This is a genomic window from Amycolatopsis silviterrae (assembly GCF_042684085.1).
Taxonomy (GTDB): Bacteria; Actinomycetota; Actinomycetes; order Mycobacteriales; family Pseudonocardiaceae; genus Amycolatopsis; species Amycolatopsis silviterrae.
The window spans coordinates 273,342-293,652 of record NZ_JBHUKS010000006.1; the positions used below are offsets into that span (position 1 = coordinate 273,342).

Consider the following 20,311-nt stretch of genomic DNA (forward strand, 5'->3'; position numbering starts at 1 on the left):
GGGGAGACCGGCCCGGCGGAGCTGGCCGACGTGGCGTTCTCCTTGGCCAGCGCCCGCTCTTCGCTGGAGCACCGGGCCGTGGTGCTCGGCACCGACGCCACCGAACTGCTGTCCGGATTGGACGGTCTGGCGGCGGGCACCACGCCGGTCGCCGGACCGGTCAGCTCCGGCACCGACCCGGTGTTCGTGTTCCCGGGACAGGGCGGCCAGTACGCCGGGATGGCGTTGCAGCTGTGGGACTCCTCGCCGGTCTTCGCCGCCGCCATGGCGGAGTGCGAGGCGGCGCTGGCCCCCTACGCGGACTGGGACGGCCGCACCCTGCGCGATCTGCTGGCCTCCGAACTCGATGCCGCTGAAGAGGTCCAGTCGACGCTGTTCGCGGTCATGGTTTCGCTGGCCCGGCTCTGGATCTCCCGAGGCGTCGTGCCCGCCGCGGTGATCGCGCACTCGGTGGGGGAGGTCGCGGCCGCGCACATCGCCGGGATCCTCACCCTCGACGACGCAGCCCGGGTCCTGACCGCGCGAGCGCGCGTGTCCGGCCGGATGAGCGGGTACGCGACGCTCTGGGTCGGCCTGCCAGCCGAGCAGGTCGAACGACAGACCGACGTGCACGTCACCGCGATCAACGGCCCGCGCTCCGTCGTGCTGACCGGCCCGGCCGACCGGGTGGCCGCGCTGCGGGCCGAGTACGAGGCGGCCGGAGTCCGCGCGCGTCCCATCCCGATGGACTACCCGACGCACTCCCCGCACATGGCAGTGGTCGAGGACGAGCTTTTGGCGCTGCTGAACGACATTCGCCCGGCCACCGCTTCGGTGCCGTACTACTCCACGACGCTCGCCCGCCGGGTGGAAGGCACCGAACTGGACGGCCGGTACTGGCTGACCAACCTCGTGCAGCCGGTGCGGTTCCACGACACCGCCGCCGTCCTGCTGGCCGACGAGTACCGCGTGCTGCTGGAGGTGGCCCCGCACTCGCTGCTGGGCCCGTCGATCCAGGAGACCGCCGAGGAACGCGGCGTCGACGTGACCGTGTTGGCGACCCTCCGCCGCGGCGAGAACGACTCGGACAGGTTCCTTCGCTCGGTCGCCGCCGCGTGGCAGGCCGGGCTCACCGTGGACTGGTCCGACGCCTTCGCTGGCGCTCGGCGGGTCGACCTGCCGACCTACGCCTTCCAACGGCAGCGCTACTGGCCGACCGCGTCCGCACCAGGCAACCTGGCCGCCAGCGGCCTCGAACAAGCCGACCACCCGCTGCTCGGTGCCAAGACGGCGCTCGCAGGCGACGCCGGATTCCTGTTCACCAGCCGGATCACGCGGCACGCGCACCCGTGGCTCGCCGACCACGCGCTCTTCGACCAGCCGCTGCTGCCCGGCACGGCGTTCCTGGAACTGGCGATCCGCGCGGCCGACGAAGCGGGCCTCGACCAGTTGGAGGAGCTGACCCTCGAAGCGCCGCTCATCCTGCCGAGCCAGCACGACGTTGTGATCCAGGTTCTCGTCGGCCCTCTCGACGGAGACGGCCGCCGCACCATCGAGATCTACTCGCGGCCAGCGGAACCCGGCTCTTCGTGGACGCGGCACGCGCAGGCGAGCGCGGTGCCCAGCGACGAACCCGAGCCGGAGCCGACCGGCTTGACCTGGCCGCCGACCGGAGCGACCGAACTGGACGTCGCCGGATCGTACGAGCGGCTCGCCGCGCTCGGTTACCACTACGGCCCCGCCTTTACCGGACTGCGCCGGGCCTGGCGGAAGGGGGAGCAGGTCTTCGCCGAGGCGGAGCTGCCCGAGGGGCTCGACGCGGCGCGGTTCGGCCTGCACCCGGCCCTCCTGGACACCGGCCAGCACAGCCTCGCTGTGGACCAGCTCGACTCCGGCGTGCGGGCACCCTTCCTGTGGTCCGGAGTGCGGCTCTTCGCCTCGGGTGCAACGGCTTTGCGGCTCGTGTTCTCGACGGCGGGCCCGTCCTCGTGGTCGGTCGACGGGTTCGACACCACCGGCCGTCCGGTGCTCCGGGTCGACTCGCTGGTCGCCCGTGAGGTGTCCGCCGAGCAGCTGCGCGACGCTGGCACCGCGCCCGGCGACGCGCTGTTCGAGCTGGACTGGGTCGACTGCGGACCGGCCGAGACCGGTTCGAGCGCCGAAGGACGGATCAGCTGGGTCACGCCGTCCGGCCTGGCCGCCCTCGGCGCACCGCTGCCCGAGGTGGTGGCGCTGCGCGTTCCCGACGGCCAGCCGACGGTGGAATCGGTGCACACCGCGGTGAACAGCACGCTGGGAGTGCTGCAGGACTGGTTCGCCGACGCCCGGTGGGAGCAGTCGCGGCTGGTCGTGGTGACCAGCGGCGGGCTCGTGGGCGCGGCGGTGGGCGGTCTGGTGCGCTCCGCGCAGTCGGAGAACCCGGACCGGGTGGTGCTCGTCGAGCAGGCGTCCGCCGACTCGGATTCGCTTGTCCTGGCTGCGATCGAGTCGGACGAACCGGAGGTGTCGGTCCGGGACGGACGGCTGTGGTCGCCCCGGCTGACCAAAGCCGAGCCGCAGCGCGATGAGCCGTTATCGGTGTGGGGCAACGGAACCGTGCTGCTGACCGGCGCTTCCGGAGTGCTGGCCGGGCTGGTGGCCGAGCACCTCGTGACCGAATGCGGCGTGCGCCAGCTGCTGTTGGTGTCGCGGCGCGGTCCGTCCGCTCCCGGGGCGAGCGAGCTGGTCGAGCGGCTGTCTGCGGCGGGTGCCTCGGTGCGGATGGCCGCGTGCGACCTGGCCGTGCGAGACGAGGTAATGGACCTAGTCGGCTCGGTCCAGCTCAGCGCGGTGGTGCACTGCGCGGGCGTGCTCGACGACGCCACTGTGGGCTCCCTGACCCCCGACCGGGTCGACGCGGTGCTGCGGCCCAAAGTGGACGGTGCCTGGCATCTGCACGAGGCCACCCAGGACGCGGAGCTGTCGGCGTTCGTGCTGTTCTCCTCGGCCGCGGCGGCGTTCGGCGCGGCCGGCCAGGCGAACTACGCGGCGGCCAACGCGTTCTCCGACGAACTGGCCGAACACCGGCGGCGGCTGGGCCTGCCCGCGGTGTCGATCGCCTGGGGCTGGTGGGCCGAGGCCAGCGGAATGGGCAGCCACCTCGGCACCCAGGACCGGGCCCGGATGGCCCGCACCGGTATTCGCCCGCTGGACAACGACTTCGGTCTCGCCCTGTTCGACGCGGCCGTCCGCAGGCAGGGCCGCATCGTCGCCGCTCCGTTCGACTTCGCCGGTCTTTCCGAGGTCCCGGGACTGCTGCGCGGGCTGGTGCGCCGTCCGGTGCGGCGGGTCGTCGAAGCGGGCCGGGCCGTCGCGGGCCTGGCCGCACTGGAACCGGCGGAGCGCGATCAGGCCGTCGCCGAACTGGTGCACACCCAAGTCGCGGCCGTGCTCGGACACTCCCCGGGCACCGCGATCGACGACCGGCAGCCCTTCACCGCACTGGGCTTCGACTCGCTGACCGCGGTAGAGCTGCGCAACCAGCTCAACGCGGCGACCGGGCTCCGGCTCCCGGCCACGTTGATCTTCGACTACCCCTCCCCGGACGCCCTGATCGAGTTCGTGCGGAACGAGATCGGCGGCGGAGCGGCCACGCCAGCCGTCCGCCTGACAGCGGTCCAGGCTGCGGAGGACCCGATCGCGATCGTGGGCATGGCCTGCCGCTTCCCGGGCGGGATCAGCTCGCCCGACGACCTCTGGGACGTGGTCGCCGAGGGACGGGACGTGATCGGCGCGTTCCCGACCAACCGGGGCTGGAACCTGGACGGGCTCTACCACCCGGACCCCGAGCACTACGGGACCACCTACACCCGCGAGGGCGGCTTCCTGCACGACGCCGACCAGTTCGATCCCGGGTTCTTCGGCATCTCGCCGCGCGAGGCGATCACGATCGACCCGCAGCAGCGGCTGCTGCTGGAAACCGCCTGGGAGTCCTTGGAAAACGCGGGCATCGATCCCACCTCGCTGCGCGGCGGCCCGACCGGCGTGTTCGTCGGGCTGATGTACCACGACTACAACTCGCGGCTGCACACCAAACCCGAGGAATTCGAGGGCTACCTGGGCAACGGCAGCGCCGGCAGCATCGCGTCGGGCCGGGTCGCCTACGAGTTCGGCTTCGAGGGCCCCGCCGTCACCGTGGACACGGCGTGCTCGTCATCCCTGGTCTCCATGCATCTCGCGGCGCAGGCGCTGCGAACGGGCGAGTGCTCGCTCGCGCTGGCCGGCGGGGTGGCGGTGATGGCGTCGCCCGAGCTGTACGTCGAGTACAGCCGGCTGCGCGCGAACTCCCCGGACGGCCGGTGCCGGGCCTACGGCGCGGACGCGGACGGCACCGGCTGGTCGGAAGGCGCGGGCCTGGTGGTGCTGGAGCGGCTGTCCGACGCACGCCGCAACGGGCACCAGGTGCTCGCGCTGGTGGCCGGCTCGGCGCTGAACCAGGACGGCGCGTCGAACGGGCTGACCGCTCCCAACGGTCCGTCCCAGCAGCGCGTGATCCGCCAGGCGCTGGCCAACGCCGGACTTTCCGCGTCCGATGTGGACGTGGTCGAGGGACACGGCACCGGGACCCGGCTGGGCGATCCGATCGAGGCGCAGGCGCTGCTGGCCGCTTACGGCGGCGAGCACACCCAGGACGACCCGCTGTGGCTGGGATCGGTGAAGTCGAACCTCGGCCACACGCAGGCGGCGGCGGGCATCGCGGGCACCATCAAGATGGTCCTGGCGATGCGGCACGGCATCCTGCCCAAGACCCTGCACGCGGAGACTCCGTCGCCGCAGGTGGACTGGTCCTCCGGCGCGGTCGCGCTGCTCGGCCGGGCCCGGGAATGGCCGGACCGCGGCCGTCCCCGCCGGGCGGGCGTGTCGTCCTTCGGCGTCAGCGGGACCAACGCGCACCTCATCCTGGAACAGCCCCCGGCCGAGCCCGCCGCCCCGGCGTCTGAGCACGCCGAGCTGGAGACCTGGCCGCTCGTCCTGTCGGCCCGGGGACCGGAAGCGCTGCGGGGCCAAGCCGATCGGCTGGCCGCCCACCTGCGCGACCGGCCCGACGTCGCGCTGGCGGACGTGGCCCATTCCCTGGTGGCCGAACGGGCCGCCCACGACCACCGGGTGGTCCTGCTCGCCCGCGACCGCGAGCAGGCATGGGAACGGTTGGCGGCGCTCGGGGACGGGGGAGTGGCCCGGCGGGGCTCGCTGGCGATGGTGTTCACCGGCCAGGGGTCGCAACACCCTGGCATGGGTTCGCAGCTGTACCAACAGTTCCCGGTTTTCACGGCCGCGTTTGACGAGGCGTGCGAGCAGCTGGCTCCGGCGGTCCGGGAGGCCGTCCTCGGCGACGGGGGAAACCGGCTCGACTCCACGGAAATCGCCCAGCCCGCGCTGTTCGCGGTTGAGGTGGCGCTGTTCCGGCTGTACGAGTCCTGGGGCGTCCGGCCGGACTTCCTCACCGGTCATTCGGTGGGCGAAATCGCGGCCGCGCACGTCGCCGGCGTGCTGTCGCTGCCGGACGCGGGACGGCTGGTGTCCGAGCGGGGCCGCCTGATGGCCCGGCTCGCCCCGGGCGGGGTGATGGTCTCGGTGACCGCCAGCGAGCAGGTGGTCGCTCCGCTGGTCGCCGAGTACGCGGACGCGGTGTCGATCGCCGCGGTCAACACCCCCGGTTCGGTGGTGCTCTCCGGGCATGAGGCGGCCGTCGCCGAGATCGTGCGGCGCTTGACCGAGAACGGGCACCGCACGAAACAGCTCGCCGTCAGCCACGCGTTCCACTCGCCGTTGATGGACCCGATGCTGGACGAATTCCGTGCTGTGGTTCGAGATCTGGCGTTCCAGCCGCCCCGCATTCCGTTGGCCGGCGAGGTGACGGATCCGGAGTACTGGGTGCGGCACGTGCGGGACACGGTGCGGTTCGCCGACCGGGTGTCCGAACTGCACGGCGACGGCGTCACCCGGTTCCTGGAGATCGGTCCCGACGCGCCGTTGACCGGTGCGATCCGCGAGTGTCTCGACGAGCCGGACGTCGTCGCGGTCCCCAGCCTGCGCCGGGATCGCGACGAAACCGAGACGGCGCTCACCGGACTCGGCACGCTGTTCACCGCCGGAGTGCAGGTCGACTGGCTGGCCGTGTTCGACGGCACTGGCGCTGGGCACACTTCGCTGCCCACGTACGCGTTCCAGCACCAGCGGTACTGGCTCGACGCCCCCGAACCACCGGCCGATCTCGCCGCCGTCGGCCTCGATCCGCTCGACCATCCGCTGCTGGTGGCCGGAGTGGAAATGGCGGGCGGGGAAGCCGTGCTGCTGACTGGCCGATTGGTGCCGAGGACCCAGCCGTGGCTGCGGGAGCACGTGCTGTTCAAACAGGCCCTGCTGCCCGGCACCGCGTTCGTGGACCTGGCGCTGCGGGCCGCCGAACAGGTCGGCTGCAGCCTGCTGGACGAGCTGACGATCGAGGCCCCGCTGCTGATCTCCGAAGCAGTCGCGCTGCAGATCGTGGTGGAAGCCCCCGACGAGGACGGCCGCCGGAAGATCACGATCTCCGCCCGCCCCGACGACGATCTCCCCTGGACCCAGCACGCCACCGGAACGGTGTCTGCGGAAAGCACACCGGACCCCGACGCGCTCACCGAGTGGCCGCCGCCGGGAGCCGAGGCCGTCGACGTCGACGGCGCGTACGACCTGTTCGCCGAGGCGGGCCACGACTACGGGCCGACGTTCCAGGGCCTGGTGGCATGTTGGCGACGCGATGCGGAGCTGTACGCCGAGGTGGCGTTGCCGCCGGAGGGCACGGACGTCGAGCGCTTCGGCGTACACCCGGCGTTGCTGGACGCCGGTCTGCACGGCGGCGTGCTCCGGGCCCTCACCTCCGACACTCCGCAGGGGCTGGTGCCGTTCTCGTGGGCGGGAGTACGACTGTTCGCTTCAGGTGCGACCGCACTGCGCATCCGGGTCCGGCCGGTGTCCACCGACACGGTCGCCCTGGATGCCTTCGACGTGACCGGCGCTCCGGTCTTCAGCGTGGCAGCGCTGTCCTCGCGCTCGGTCTCCGCGGACCAGCTCCGCGCTTCCCGCGACGACGCGCTGTTCGAGATCAACTGGGTCGAATGCGGCCGGTCCGAGGACCTCGTGCTGGACGGCCCGCCCATTGTGGCGATGTCGGTCCCGGGGGAGGCCACCGGTCCCGCCGATGTCCACACAGCGGTGAACGACGTGCTCCACTCGGTGCAGACCTGGCTGACCGATCCAGCCTCGGAGTCCTCCCGGCTGGCCGTCGTGACGACCGACAGCCTGATCGGCGCGACGGTGCGTGGCCTGCTGCGCTCGGCACAGTCGGAGAACCCCGACCGCATCGTCCTCATCGAAGCCGACACGATCACCACTGCAGCGCTGCAGGCGGCCGTGGAATCGGGCGAGCCGGAGGTCTCGGTGCGCGACGGCGCGCTCTATGCCCCACGGCTCGCGCGCGTGGGCACCACCGATACCGCGCACGCCACCTCGTGGGCGGCCGGAACCGTGCTGATCACCGGTGCCTCCGGGGTGCTAGCCGGGCACGTGGCCCGCTACCTCGTCACCGAGCACGACGCGCGGCACCTGCTGCTGGCCTCCCGACAAGGCCCCGAATCGCCCCGGACCGCCCAGCTCGCCGCCGAACTGACCGAACTCGGTGCCACGGTCCGCGTCGTCGCCTGCGATGTCGCCGACCGCGAGCAGGTCGCGGCCATGGTGCGCTCGGCAGCGCCCTCGCTCGCCGCGGTGGTGCACTGCGCCGGGGTGCTGGACGACGGCGTGTTCGGCGCCCTGACCAGCGACCGGGTCGACGCGGTACTCGCACCCAAGGTCGACGGCGCATGGCATCTGCACGAAGCGACCCGGGAGCTGGACCTCTCCGCGTTCGTGCTGTTCTCCTCCTCCGCCGCACCCTTCGGCGCACCAGGCCAGGCGAACTACGCCGCTGCCAACGCTTTCCTCGACGCGCTGGCCGTCGAGCGCAATCGCGACGGCCTCCCCGCGGTCTCGATCAGCTGGGGCTGGTGGGGCGAGGACGGCGGCATGACCGAGAACCTCAGCGAGACCGACGTGGCTCGCATGGGGCGGGGCGGGATGCTGCCGATGCCGACCGCCCAGGGCCTCGAAGCGCTGGCTGCGGCAGCGGATCTAGCTCGCCCGAACGTGATGGCCGCCCGCCTCGACCTGGCCGCGGTGCGGTCGGCGGGCACGGTGCCCGCTCTGCTGCGCGGCCTGGTGCGGCGTCCGGTCCGGCGCGCGGCGCGAGCGTCGTCCGGGGGACTGGAGCTGACCGGTTCCTCTGTCGCCGAGCTGGTGCGCGAGCAGATCGCCGCGGTGCTCGGCTATCCGAGCGGAGCGTCGGTCGACATGACCCGCGCCTTCTACGAGGTCGGGTTCGACTCGCTCACCGCGATCGAACTGCGCAACCGGCTCACCGCCGCCACCGGGCTGCGGCTGCCGGCGACGCTGGTGTTTGACTACCCGACTCCTGAGGCGCTGGCCGAGTTCGTCCGGTCCACGCTGGTGGGCGACGAAACCGAGACCGCTCCGGCCGCACACGTGGCCGCGAAAGCCGACGACCCGATCGCGATCGTCGGCATGGCCTGCCGCTACCCGGGCGGGGTGAACTCGCCCGACGAACTGTGGCGGCTGGTGGCCGAGGGCCGCGATGCGATCACCGGCTTCCCGGCCGACCGCGGCTGGGATCTGGCTGGCCTCTACGACCCGGACCCCGAACACGCCGGCACGACGTACGCGCAGGGCGGCGGTTTTCTCGACCGCCTGGCCGAATTCGACTCCGGCTTCTTCGGCATCTCGCCGCGCGAGGCGATCGCCATCGACCCGCAGCAGCGGTTGCTGCTGGAGACGGCCTGGGAGTCGTTCGAGAACGCGGGCATCGTCCCGTCGGTCCTGCGCGGCGGCCCGGTCGGGGTGTTCGTGGGCGCGAACGGGAGTGACTACCCGGCCGTGCTGGCCAAGGACTCCCGCGACTTCGGCGGCCGGGTGCTGACCGGCAACGCGGCCAGCGTCATTTCCGGGCGGCTGTCCTACGAATTCGGCTTCGAAGGGCCGTCGGTCTCCGTCGACACGGCGTGTTCGTCCTCGCTCGTGGCCATGCACCTGGCAGCCCAGGCACTGCGCTCGGGCGAGTGCTCGCTGGCGCTGACCGGCGGCGTCGCCACGATGGCCACCCCCGGCATGTTCGTGGAGATGGCGCGGCAGCGGGGCCTGTCCCCGGACGGCCGGTGCCGGGCCTTCGGCGCTGGCGCGGACGGCACCGGCTGGGCGGAGGGCGTGGGCCTGCTCGTGCTGGAGCGGCTTTCCGACGCCCGCCGCAACGGCCATCGCGTGCTGGCAGTCCTGGCGGGCTCGGCGGTGAACCAGGACGGCGCTTCCAACGGCCTCACCGCGCCGAGCGGCCCGTCGCAGCAACGCGTCATCCGCGGCGCGCTGGCCAATGCCGGGTTGTCCGCGCACGAGGTCGACGCGGTGGAGGGACACGGCACCGGGACCCGGCTCGGCGATCCCATTGAGGCGCAAGCCCTCCTGGCCACCTACGGACGCGACCGCGAAGCCCCGCTGTGGCTCGGTTCGATCAAATCGAACATCGGGCATTCGCAGGCCGCCGCCGGTGCCGCCGGAGCCATCAAGATGATCATGGCGATGCGGCACGGCGTGCTGCCCCGGACCCTGCACGCCGAGACCCCGTCGCCCGAGGTCGATTGGTCCTCCGGCGGGGTGGCGCTGCTGGACCAGTCGCGCGAGTGGCCTGAAGCGGGTCATCCGCGCCGGGCGGGCGTTTCCGCGTTCAGCCTCAGCGGAACCAACGCGCACGTCATCCTGGAACAAGCACCCGACGACGTCCCCGCGGACGAGGACTCCGCGACCAGGCCGGTGCACCCAGTGGTGCTGTCGGCCCGAGGACCGGAAGCCCTGCGCGCCCAGGCGGCGCGCCTCCACGACCACCTGACCGAACGGCCCGAACTGACGGTGGCCGACGTCGCGCGTTCGCTGGTCACCGACCGCGCGATGCATGAACACCGGGCGGTGATTCTCGCCGACGGCCGCGACCAACTGCGCGACCGGCTCGCGGCGTTCACTGACGACACCCCCGCACCCGGCACCAACGGTGGCCTGGCGGTCGTGTTCACCGGGCAGGGGGCGCAACAAGCCGGGATGGGCCGCGAACTCCACGCCCACTTCCCGGTTTTCGCCGCCGCGTTCGACGAGGTGTGCGCGGCACTAGACCCGTCGCTGCGGGACATCGTCTTCGCGGAGGACGATGCCCGGCTGAACGCCACGGAGTTCGCCCAGCCCGCGCTGTTCGCCATCGAAGTGGCGCTCTTCCGACTGTTCGAGTCCTGGGGCATCCGGCCCGACTTCGTCACCGGCCATTCCGTCGGCGAGATCACGGCCGCCCACGTGTCGGGCGTGCTTTCGCTGGCCGACGCCTGCGTGCTGGTGACGACCCGGGCCCGGCTCATGCAGGCGCTCCCGCCCGGCGGAACCATGTTGTCCGTCAACGCGGGCGAGGACGTGGTGGCTCCGCTGCTCGTGGAGGGGGCCGTGTCGATCGCCGCGGTCAATACCCCGCAGTCGGTGGTCATTTCCGGCACCGAACTCGCCGTCGCCGAGGTCGGGCAACACCTCGCCGACGCCGGATACCGCACGAAGCGGCTGGCCGTCAGCCACGCGTTCCACTCGCCGCTCATGGACCCCATGCTCGCGGAATTCCGGGCTGTGCTTGAAGACCTGGACTTCCGGCCGCCGCGGATCCCGATGACCGGCGGCGAGGTGGCCACCCCCGAGTACTGGGTGCGGCACGTCCGGGACGCGGTGCGGTTCGCCGACCTGGTCGCCGAACTCCGGGACGGCGGGGCGACCCGTTTCCTGGAGCTGGGGCCGGACGCGATCCTCACCGGCCTGGTCCGCGAATGCGCGCCCGGCGTCGTCGCGGCGCCCAGCCTCCGGCGAGGCCGTCCCGAGACCGAATCCGTGCTCGCCGGGCTGAGCACCCTGTTCACCGCCGGGGTCGAGGTCGACTGGTCTGCGCTGTTCCCCAAGGCGGGCACGGGACGGACCCCGCTGCCGACCTACGCGTTCCAGCACCAGCGTTACTGGCCGGACACCCCGGCCGCGGCGGCAACCGGCGCGGACACCGTGGACAGCCGGTTCTGGGGATTGGTCGAACAGGGCGACCTCGACGGGCTGAGCGCCGAACTGTCCACAGAGGAACGCGACGGCCTCGGTGCCGTGCTGCCTGCCCTGACCCGGTGGCGCCTCGGCCAGCGCGAGAAGACGACGGTCGACAGCTGGCGGTACCGGCTGAGCTGGCGGCCGGTCCCGACCCGCGCCGACGGCACGCTCACCGGCACCTGGCTGCTGGCAGTGCCCGCCGGTCACCGCGACGACTGGGCCGCGTCGATCGAAGCGGCGATGACCGCAGCCGGGGCCGAGGTCCGCGTCCTGGCGATCGGTGAGCACGAGCTGGACCGGGCCACCCTGGCGGACCGGCTCGGCGACCCGCCGCTCGCCGGGGTGGTCTCACTCCTGGCGGCGGAACAGTCCCGCGTCCCGGGGCACCCGGGCGTGCCGGTCGGCCTGGCCGCGACGGTGAGCCTGGTCCAGGCGCTGGAGGACCGCGAGATCGACGCGCCGCTGTGGTGCCTCACCCAGGGCGCGGTGCACGCCGTCCCCGGCGACCGCCTCGACCATCCCGGCCAAGCCCTGCTGTGGGGTCTCGGCCGGACGCTCGCGCTGGAACGCCCTGGCCGCTGGGGCGGCCTGGCCGACCTGCCGGGCACCCCCGACGACGCCTCGGCGGCCGCGCTGATCCGCCTGCTGGGCGACGGCGGCACCGGGGAACAAGCCGCGCTGCGGGACGGCGTCGTCCTCGGCGGCCGGCTGGTCCGGGCCGACCCGGACGAGCTGCCGCGCCGGAACTGGCGGCCGTCGGGCAGCGTGCTGGTCACCGGCGGCCTCACCGGTCTGGGCGCCCGCACCGCGCGCTGGCTGGCCGAACAGGGCGCGCCACATCTCGTGCTCACCTCCCGCCGGGGCCGCGAAGCGCCGGGTGCCGCCGAACTCGAAGCCGATCTCACCGCTTTGGGGTCCGCGGTCACGATCGCCGCCTGCGATGTCGCCGATCGGGAGGATGTGCGGGCCTTGCTCGCGGATCTTCCCGACGACCTTCCGCTGACGGCCGTGTTCCACAGCGCGGGCGTGGCCAACGACGGCGTCCTCACCGAGCTGACCCTCGACCGGCTGGACCACGTGCTGCGGTCCAAAGTGGACGGAGCGGGGAACCTGCACGAGCTGACCCAGGACCTGGACCTCTCGGCCTTCGTGCTGTTCTCCTCGGCCGCCGGTCTGATCGGCTCGCCCGGCCAGTCGCATTACGCGGCGGGGAACGCCTTCCTCGACGCACTGGCCCACCACCGGCGGGCGCGCGGCCTGCCCGCCACGACGATCGGCTGGGGCCTGCTGGCCGGCGGAGGCATGGCCGACGACACCGGCGCGACTGACCGGGCGAGCCGCCGGGGCCTGCACGCGATGGATCCCGGCCAGTCGCTGGCCGGGCTGCGGCGGGCGCTGGACCACGACGAGACCTACCTCGCGATGACGCACGTCGACTGGACCCGCTTCGTCAAGGCGACCGCGGGCACCGTCAAATGCGCGGTGATCAGCGACCTGCCCGAGTATCAGGCGGCATTCTCGGCGGCGGATCGGCTCGCCGAGCCAGACGGCGGCGGGTCTGGGGCTTGGGCACGGCTGGGCGCCCTGGGCGGGGACGAACGCGACGCCGCGCTGCTGGAGCTGGTAGGGGAGCAGGTGGCCGAGGCGCTCGGGCACAGCTCGACCGAAGCCCTTTCGCCGACCAAGCCGTTCGCTGAACTGGGTTTCGACTCGCTCGCCGCCGTCGAACTACGTAACCGGCTCGTCGCGGCGACGGGGCTCGCGATGCCCGCGACGCTCACCTACGACCATCCGACCCTGCTGGCGCTGCGCGACTACCTGCGGGCAGCGATGTTCGGCGCGGACGCCGACCCGGCCGAATCCGCGCTGGCCGAACTCGACCGGCTGGAGGAGATGCTCTCGGCGGTCACCGACGAGGCAGCCAAGGACGAGGTGCTGCGGCGAGTCCAGAAAATGGCCGCCGCGTTCGCCGGCCATTCCGAGCAGAGCCAGCTCATCGCGGACGCCGACGACAACGAATTGTTCGACTTCATCAACCGGGAATTGGGCGGTCCCGGCCAGCACCGCTGATTCCTCCGACACTTTAAGGACACCCGCTATGACTGAGTTAACCGAGGCCGACCTGCTGAGCTGGGAATTCATCCAGGACCCGTACCTGGCCTACCGGGAGATGCGTGCCGGGAAAGGCCCGCGGCGGCTCGTCATCAAGACGTTGAGCACCGGACTGCACGCATGGCTGGTCACCGAGTACGACGACGTGCGCCGGCTGCTGGCCGATCCCCGGCTCTCGAAAGCGGCCGGGGGCGCCGCGCCGGTCATCGCCAAGCACAGCACGGAGGACGTCTCGGGCGAGGCGATCACGTCGGAGAGCATGCTGTTCAGCGATCCGCCGCGGCATTCGCGGCTGCGCCGGATGTTCGGCAGGGCGTTCACGATGCGCCGGACCGAGAACCTGCGCCCGCGGATCGAGGAAATCACCGACGAGGTGCTCGGGTCGATCCCCGCCGGCGCCGAGATCGACCTGGTGGAGCAGGTGGCGATGGCCATTCCCATCGCGGTGATCGGCGAATTGCTCGGCGTGCCCCGCGCCGCCCATCACGATCTCCGCCGGTGGAATCGCACGCTGACCAGTGTCGATTCGGAACCGTCGGACAAGTACCGGGCGTACATGGCGTCGTTCGAGTACTTCCGCGATTTGATCGCCGAGAAAGCGGCGAGGCAGGACACCGCGGACGACCTGATCAACGCGATGACCGATCCGGGCAACGAGGAGCGATTCGACGAGTCCGAACTTCTTTCCACCATCTTCTTGATGATGAACGCGGGGTACGAGACGACTGCGAACTTGATCAGCAGTTCGGTGTACGCTTTGCTGAAGCACCCAGAACAGCTGGAACTGCTGCGCGGGGACGCTGCTCTGCTGCCGAACGCTGTAGAGGAGTTTCTGCGCTATGAAAGCCCGCTGAATCTTTCCACTTTGCGCTACACCACCGAATCCGTGGAAATCGGTGGTACTGTCGTACCCGCCGGCGAGGTGGTATTTTTGGCGCTGTGCTCGGCCAATCGGGACCCGGATCGGTTCGCCGAACCGGACCGGCTGGACATCCGCCGGAATGCGGCCGCACACCTGGCTTTCGGGCACGGCATCCATCATTGCGTCGGCGCGCCGCTCGCCCGGCTTGAAGGCGAGATCGTGCTGTCGCGGCTGCTGGAAAGGTTCCCGCGCTGGGAAGCGGCGGCACCACTGGACGAGCTGAACTGGCGTTACACCCTGCAGTTCCGCGGTCTGGAGCGGCTGCCGGTGAAATTGCACGCATGACCACTTTCGACAAAGAGAATGGAGCGGAGCTATGTCCGCAGAAGTGATCGAACGGTTCTTCAAGACTTCGGGTGCGGGTGACGTCGAGGCCGCCGTCGAGTGTTTCGCCGACGACGGCCAGTGGATCACGCCCGACGGGGACGGGGTCGGCACGGCGCACGCCAAGAACCAGCTCGGCGACCTGATGCGCGGAATGAACGCGATGCGCGAGAAAATGCTCGCCTCCGGCACCGACGCGAAATTCGAAGCGCCGATCATGCTCGGCGAGGACCTGGGACTGGTCCGGTGGACCGTGGAGACCGAAGCCGGGAAGGTGCTCAACCGCGGCGTCGACCTTTTCGTCCTGCGCGACGGGAAAATCGTGCTCAAAGACGTCTACCGCAAGATCTGAACCGCTCGACCGGAAAAGGGGAGACATCATGCTCAACAGTTACGAGGACCTGGTCGAGACGACGATCAGCGCCACCACGGACATCGAGGACCTGCAGAACATCCAGGTCGGCCAGAGCGGCAGCTACGAACACGCGCTGTTCACCAAGTCCGGGGAAAAGGTGGCCACCACCTCCGGCGGGTACAAGGTGCTCTACCGGCGGGAATCCGACCAGCAGTTCATGGCCTACCTGACCAACGAGGTCGTCTTCGAGGACGGGTCCGGGACGATCCGGGTCGCCGGGTGGATCGATCTGGGCTCCCTGCTGTCCGGGGGCTGGGCCTATTACCCGAGCGTCGGCGTCAGCGGCCGGTACCTCGGCCAGACCGGGTTCATGGCCTGGCGTCCGTACGACCTCGGCAAGGAAGAAGGCGCCGACGTCAAGCTGATCATGTTCGCGACCGCCGAATGACCGGCCGGATGGCGGGGAAAGTCGCCCTGATCACCGGAGCCGCGCGCGGAATGGGCCGTTCGCACGCGGTGCGGCTCGCCGAAGAAGGGGCCGACATCGTCGCCGTCGACCTGTGCGCGGAGCTGGAAACCGCACCGCATCCGGGCGCGGACGGCCAGGATCTCGCCTCGACGGCGCAGCTGGTCGAAAAGCTGGGCCGGCGGGTCATCGCGCGCCAGGCGGACACGCGCGACCTCCCGGCCTTGCAGGGCGTGGTGGACGAGGCGATCGCCGAGTTCGGCCACATCGACGTCGTCTGCGCGAATGCCGGGATATCCAGCTTCGGGTTCGCCTGGGAGCTTTCCGAAGAGACCTGGCAGGAAATGATCGACGTCAACCTGACGGGCTCGTGGAAAACCGTGAAAGCGGTGATTCCCCGCATGCTCGAACGGAACGAGGGCGGGTCGATTGTCTTCGTCAGTTCGGTGTCCGGGCTGATCGGCGTGCCGACCATGGCGCACTACACCGCGTCCAAGCACGGCGTGGTCGGGTTGATGCGCGCGCTGGCGGTCGAGCTGGCGCCGCACAACATCCGGGTGAATTCGGTGAACCCGGGCAACGTCGACACGCCGATGGTCAACAACGCCACGATGCGGAAAATGTACCTGCCCGAGGTCGAGGACCCGACGCCCGAAGCCGCGGACAATGTCATGAAAGAACTGAGCGCGCTGCCCACCGGCTGGATCGACCCGCGGGAAGTCAGCGACGCGGTCCTGTACCTGGCCTCGGACGAGGCGCGGAACATCACCGGGATCACGCTTCCGGTGGACGCCGGAATGATGATCCCCAACAAATTGCGATAAGGACAGTCCCCATGACACAGAGCGCACTCGCGCTGGTCGCCCATCGGCTCGACATCATCGAGCTGACGGCGAAATACGCGTACCGGCTCGACACCCGCCAGTTCGATCTTCTGATGGAGCTGTGGAGCGACGACAATCCGGTTTTCGACGAGGAAGACTTCGAGCTGGGAAAGGCCGTCGGGAAAGACGAGATCCGGAAACACTTCGAGAACGACATTTACGGGCAGATGGAGAATCTGTGCCATCTGACGGCCAATCACGTCATCACCGACCTTTCCGAGACCAGGGCTTCCGGCACCTGCCACGTCTTCGCCCAGGGCGACGTGCGGGCCGGCGGGGCTTCCCGGGCCACCGCGTACTACCAGGACCACTACGTGCGCGAGAACGGCGAGTGGAAGTTCTCCAGCCGCAAGGTGATCCCGTTGACCAGGCCGGAAGTCGGTGCCTTCCAGTTTCCGGAAGGCACCACCGCGTAACCCTCCCCGCGGAGTTTTCCCGATGAATGCCGAAGACGAAGACGAGGAGCCGGTCACCGTGGCGGAAAGCTGGCCCGCGACCTGGATCGACGAGGACCACGTCGAATGCGTCGGGATCGGCGACAGCCACCTCGACGACGACCCGTGGCCGGACTGACCTGGAGCAGACCGGACTTCTCAGCAAGGAGCAGGAGTGGCGCAAGACGTCGAAGCCGACCGGTGGACGAGGCGGTTCCACCCCGTGCCGGACGCGCCCGTGCGGCTGGTGTGCTTCCCGCACGCGGGAGGTTCCGCGAGCGCCTACGTCGCCCTGTCGGAGCGGTTCGGGCCGCAGGTCGAGGTCGTGTCGATCCAGTACCCGGGACGGCAGGACCGGCGGAAAGAGCCGCTGCTGCCCAGCGTGGCGGCGATCGCCGACGCGGTGCTCGAACCGGTGCTCGGCTGCGCCGACCGGCCGATCGCCCTGTTCGGCCACAGCATGGGCGCCTCGGTCGCCTTCGAGGTGGCCGCCCGGCTGGAGGCGAGGTCGGTGTACCCGCTGGCGCTGTTCGCGAGCGGGCGGCGGGCCCCGTCCCGGCATCGCGACGAGCGCGTGCACACCCTCGACGACAGCGCGCTCGTCGCCGAGATGAAGAGACTCGCCGGCACCGACGCGCGGGTTCTCGCCGACGAGGAGATCGTCCGGATGATCCTGCCGGAGGTGCGCGGCGACTACCGGGCCGCCGAGACCTACCGGTGGCAGCCCGCCGCTCCGCTGCGCACCGCGATTCATGTCCACATCGGACAGACGGACCCGAAGGTGTCGCTCGACGAGGCAGAGGCATGGCGGGACCACACCGTCGGGGAGTTCAGCCTCACCACCTATCCGGGCGGCCACTTCTACCTCAACGACCAGCTGTCCCCGATGGTGCGGTCGATGACGGCCGCGATAAGGGAGGACCTGCGATGACACCACCGTTTTCCCTGGTCTGGGTGTTCGGCCTGGGCGAGGTCGGGGCCACGCTGGTCGCGCAGCTGGCCAAGGCGGGCCACCGGGTGGTCGGGACGGAGGTGGACGCGGACGCACTGGCGAGAGGACGGGAAAAGGTCCGCGCAGCGGTGGCCGACGACTCAGCCCGCGACCGGATCACCTGCACGACGGACCCGAGCCTGCTGTCGCAAGCCGATCTGGTCGTCGAGGCGGTCCCGGAAGCGCTCGACGTCAAGGTGGACGTCCTGCGCACCGCAGTCGCGCGGTGCACCCCGGACGCCGTGTTCGTGGCGACGACGACCGGGTTCTCCGTCACGGAGATCGGCGCCAAGATCGGTGCCCTGGAACGCACGGTCGGCCTGCAACTGGACGTTCCTGCGGCGGGGGAGACGATCGGCGGCACCGAGCTGGTGTCGACGCCGGTGACAGACCAAGGCGTTCGTCAGCGAGTGGACGACCTGGTGCGCTCGCTCGGCTGCGTTCCCTTGTGGCAGAACGACCAGCCCGGGTTCACCGGGGCCGGCCTGCTGCTGCGCTACCTCAACGACGCGGCCCGGATGTACGGCTCCGGGTACGCGTCGTGCGAGGACATCGACACCGCGATGGAACTCGGGTGCGGCCTGCGCCATGGGCCGCTGCGGCGGATCGACCTGATCGGGGTCGACAACGTGGTCCGCTCGCTCACCGCGCTCGCCGACCGCACCGGCGACGCGAGTTTCGCACCGGCCCCGATCCTCGCCCGGATGCACCGCGAGGGCGTACTTGGCCGCAAATCCGGGCAGGGATTCCACTCGTACGACCGAGAAACTCCGCCGAAACCGGCCGCCGCCCCACGACACCCGCCCCTGCGGATCGGCGTGGTCGGCGCGGGAACGATGGGCACCGGAATCGCGTCGGTGTTCGCGCAGCACGGCCATTCGACCACGCTGCTGGGCCGAAGCGGGACGCGGGTAAACGAGGCGAGGGCGGCCATCGAGCGCTCGCTGTCCAAGCGGGTGGCCGCCGGCAAGCTTTCCGCCGAGGACATGGCAGCCGCGGTGGGACGGCTCGCCGGAGCGGTCGACTACGACGCGCTCGCCGACTGCGACCTGGTGGTGGAAGCCGTCTCGGAGGACATCGAGACGAAGCGCTCGGTGTTCGCCGCACTGGACAAGGTGGTGCAGCCGGAAGCCGTGCTGGCCACCTCGACCTCCAGCCTGCCCGTGCTCGACAGCGCCCTCGCCACGACCCGCCCCGAACAAGTGCTGGGAATGCACTTCTTCAACCCCGCGCCCGCCATGAAGCTCGTCGAAGTAGTGCACACCGTCCTCACCGACAAGGCGGTGACCGCCGCGGCGGGCGACCTCGTGCGGTCCCTCGGCAAGGTGCCGGTGCACTGCTCCGACCGGGCCGGGTTCATCGTCAACGCGCTGTTGTTCCCGTACCTCAACCGCGCGGTGACCCTGATCCAGGACCGGCAGGCCACCCTGGACGCGCTCGACGACGTGATGACCCAGGCCTACGGCTACCCGCTCGGCCCGATCCGGCTGCTGGACGTCGTCGGCCTCGACGTCTCGCTGGCGATCCAGCAACGCCTGCACGAGTCCTTCGACAGCCCGGGCCTGGCGCCCGCCGGCCACCTCGCGGAGTTCGTGGCGGCCGGGTACTTCGGCGTCAAGACGGGGCGGGGGTTCCGGCCGCATTAGCGCCAGTGCCAGGAACTTAAGCCGCGTGGCGTCGCGCCCGCCTTTTTCCCCGAGTCCGTGAGGGGAACCCTGAGGGAATCAGATTCCCTCAGGGAGGCCCTCACAGCCCCGCACACCCGGTCACGCGGGGATTAATCGGGCGTTGGCGTCCTTTGTGGGCGGTCGACAGGTGCGGCGTCGCCTTAAGTTCCTGGCGTTGGGAATCAGAGTCCGTGAGGGTTCCCCTCACGGACTTTCCGCGGAATCACGCGGGCTGTTCGAGCTTGGGCGCGGACAGCCCGGTGAGCCGGATGCCGGCGTGGGTCCGGTAGCGCCGGTTGACTCCGATCAGCAAAGCGGTCATCCGCTCGCAGACTCCGCTCAGGTCCAGCGGGCCGCAGTCGATCGCCCGAAGACCCGGGATCCGGGCGATCAGCGCCGCCGCGGCCTCCTTGTCCGCCTTCTTGTCGCCACAGAGCAACACGTCCTCGTCAAGGTGCTGTGCGGTGTCCCGCAACGTCGCGGCGCTGACGGTCTGCAGCGCGGAGACGACGGAAGCACCGGCTGGCAACAGGTCCTGCGCCTGCTCCGCCGCCGAGCCCGCCCAGGGGGTGATGGGGCGTAGGCCACGCCGTCCGGGCACCATCGGCGCGGTCGTGTCGATCAGCAGCTGGCCCGGCTGAATGACGCCGGCGATCGTCCGGACGGTTTCGATGTGCGCGCTGAAGGGCACCGCGACGACGACAACGGGCGCGTCTTTGATCATCTCGGCGTTCTCGCCGCCGGACGCCCCGGGTAGGTGCGCCGCGGCGGCCTTCGCGGCGTCCGCGCGGCGAGAACCGATTTTCACCTGGACGCCGGCGTGCGCCCACCGGGTCGCGAGCCCGAAGCCGAGCGCTCCGGTGCCGCCGACGATGGCGACGGTTTCTAGGTTCGGCGAATGTGGATGCATGGGAGGTCGCTTTCGTCGGGGTGCGGGGGAGT

Annotated in this window: 10 protein-coding genes (1 of these 10 running past the window's edge); 9 read left to right on the forward strand and 1 reads right to left on the reverse strand. The window is 70.8% G+C overall.

Going from position 1 to position 20,311, the window contains the following annotated elements; translation table 11 throughout:
• The 9 genes in view from ACFSVL_RS10320 to ACFSVL_RS10360 are tightly spaced (at most 36 nt apart) and all read left to right on the forward strand, a layout consistent with a single transcriptional unit that may run on beyond the window.
• Positions 1 to 13,284 carry the 3' portion of a type I polyketide synthase gene (locus tag ACFSVL_RS10320; RefSeq protein WP_378302832.1) on the forward strand. 4,482 nt of this gene lie to the left of the window's left edge, so 13,284 of the gene's 17,766 nt are visible here — the last part of the coding sequence; its start codon lies off the left edge, out of view; it ends in the stop codon at positions 13,282 to 13,284.
• A gap of 28 nt (positions 13,285 to 13,312) precedes the next feature.
• Positions 13,313 to 14,533, forward strand: coding sequence for a cytochrome P450 family protein (locus ACFSVL_RS10325; RefSeq protein WP_378302834.1), 1,221 nt, complete (start codon positions 13,313 to 13,315; stop codon positions 14,531 to 14,533).
• Positions 14,534 to 14,564: 31 nt separating this feature from the next.
• Positions 14,565 to 14,924: a nuclear transport factor 2 family protein gene (locus tag ACFSVL_RS10330; protein WP_378302836.1), complete on the forward strand. Its 360-nt coding sequence runs from the start codon at positions 14,565 to 14,567 to the stop codon at positions 14,922 to 14,924.
• A gap of 28 nt (positions 14,925 to 14,952) precedes the next feature.
• Positions 14,953 to 15,375 (forward strand): allene oxide cyclase barrel-like domain-containing protein, encoded by a 423-nt coding sequence (locus tag ACFSVL_RS10335; protein ID WP_378302838.1) that lies wholly within the window; start codon positions 14,953 to 14,955, stop codon positions 15,373 to 15,375.
• Positions 15,376 to 15,383: 8 nt separating this feature from the next.
• Complete coding sequence (locus ACFSVL_RS10340; protein ID WP_378302840.1) at positions 15,384 to 16,217, forward strand: mycofactocin-coupled SDR family oxidoreductase; 834 nt, start codon at positions 15,384 to 15,386, stop codon at positions 16,215 to 16,217.
• Positions 16,218 to 16,228: 11 nt separating this feature from the next.
• The gene (locus tag ACFSVL_RS10345; RefSeq protein WP_378302842.1) at positions 16,229 to 16,693 is read left to right on the forward strand and encodes a nuclear transport factor 2 family protein; all 465 of its coding nucleotides are present in this window, start codon (positions 16,229 to 16,231) and stop codon (positions 16,691 to 16,693) included.
• Positions 16,694 to 16,715: 22 nt separating this feature from the next.
• Positions 16,716 to 16,850 carry a hypothetical protein gene (locus ACFSVL_RS10350; protein WP_378302844.1) on the forward strand — a complete coding sequence of 45 codons (135 nt, stop codon included), beginning with the start codon at positions 16,716 to 16,718 and terminating at the stop codon, positions 16,848 to 16,850.
• A 36-nt stretch (positions 16,851 to 16,886) separates the two neighbouring features.
• Complete coding sequence (locus ACFSVL_RS10355; RefSeq protein ID WP_378302846.1) at positions 16,887 to 17,642, forward strand: thioesterase II family protein; 756 nt, start codon at positions 16,887 to 16,889, stop codon at positions 17,640 to 17,642.
• On the forward strand, positions 17,639 to 19,348 hold the full coding sequence (locus ACFSVL_RS10360; protein WP_378302848.1) for a 3-hydroxyacyl-CoA dehydrogenase family protein: 1,710 nt from the start codon (positions 17,639 to 17,641) through the stop codon (positions 19,346 to 19,348). The genes ACFSVL_RS10355 and ACFSVL_RS10360 overlap by 4 nt, the downstream gene beginning before the upstream one ends.
• A gap of 244 nt (positions 19,349 to 19,592) precedes the next feature.
• On the opposite strand, the gene npdG is transcribed toward ACFSVL_RS10360, so the two are convergent.
• Positions 19,593 to 20,279: an NADPH-dependent F420 reductase gene (npdG, locus tag ACFSVL_RS10365; RefSeq protein WP_378302850.1), complete on the reverse strand. Its 687-nt coding sequence runs from the start codon at positions 20,277 to 20,279 to the stop codon at positions 19,593 to 19,595.
• Positions 20,280 to 20,311 lie beyond the last annotated feature (32 nt).

Bases quoted from the DNA above. Each gene is read 5' to 3' on its own strand.
- ACFSVL_RS10330 (WP_378302836.1), top strand. From the start codon at position 14,565: ATGTCCGCAGAAGTGATCGAACGGTTCTTCAAGACTTCGGGTGCGGGT.
- ACFSVL_RS10340 (WP_378302840.1), top strand. From the start codon at position 15,384: ATGGCGGGGAAAGTCGCCCTGATCACCGGAGCCGCGCGCGGAATGGGC.
- ACFSVL_RS10335 (WP_378302838.1), top strand. From the start codon at position 14,953: ATGCTCAACAGTTACGAGGACCTGGTCGAGACGACGATCAGCGCCACC.
- ACFSVL_RS10360 (WP_378302848.1), top strand. From the start codon at position 17,639: ATGACACCACCGTTTTCCCTGGTCTGGGTGTTCGGCCTGGGCGAGGTC.
- npdG (WP_378302850.1), bottom strand. From the start codon at position 20,279: ATGCATCCACATTCGCCGAACCTAGAAACCGTCGCCATCGTCGGCGGC.
- ACFSVL_RS10325 (WP_378302834.1), top strand. From the start codon at position 13,313: ATGACTGAGTTAACCGAGGCCGACCTGCTGAGCTGGGAATTCATCCAG.
- ACFSVL_RS10350 (WP_378302844.1), top strand. From the start codon at position 16,716: ATGAATGCCGAAGACGAAGACGAGGAGCCGGTCACCGTGGCGGAAAGC.
- ACFSVL_RS10345 (WP_378302842.1), top strand. From the start codon at position 16,229: ATGACACAGAGCGCACTCGCGCTGGTCGCCCATCGGCTCGACATCATC.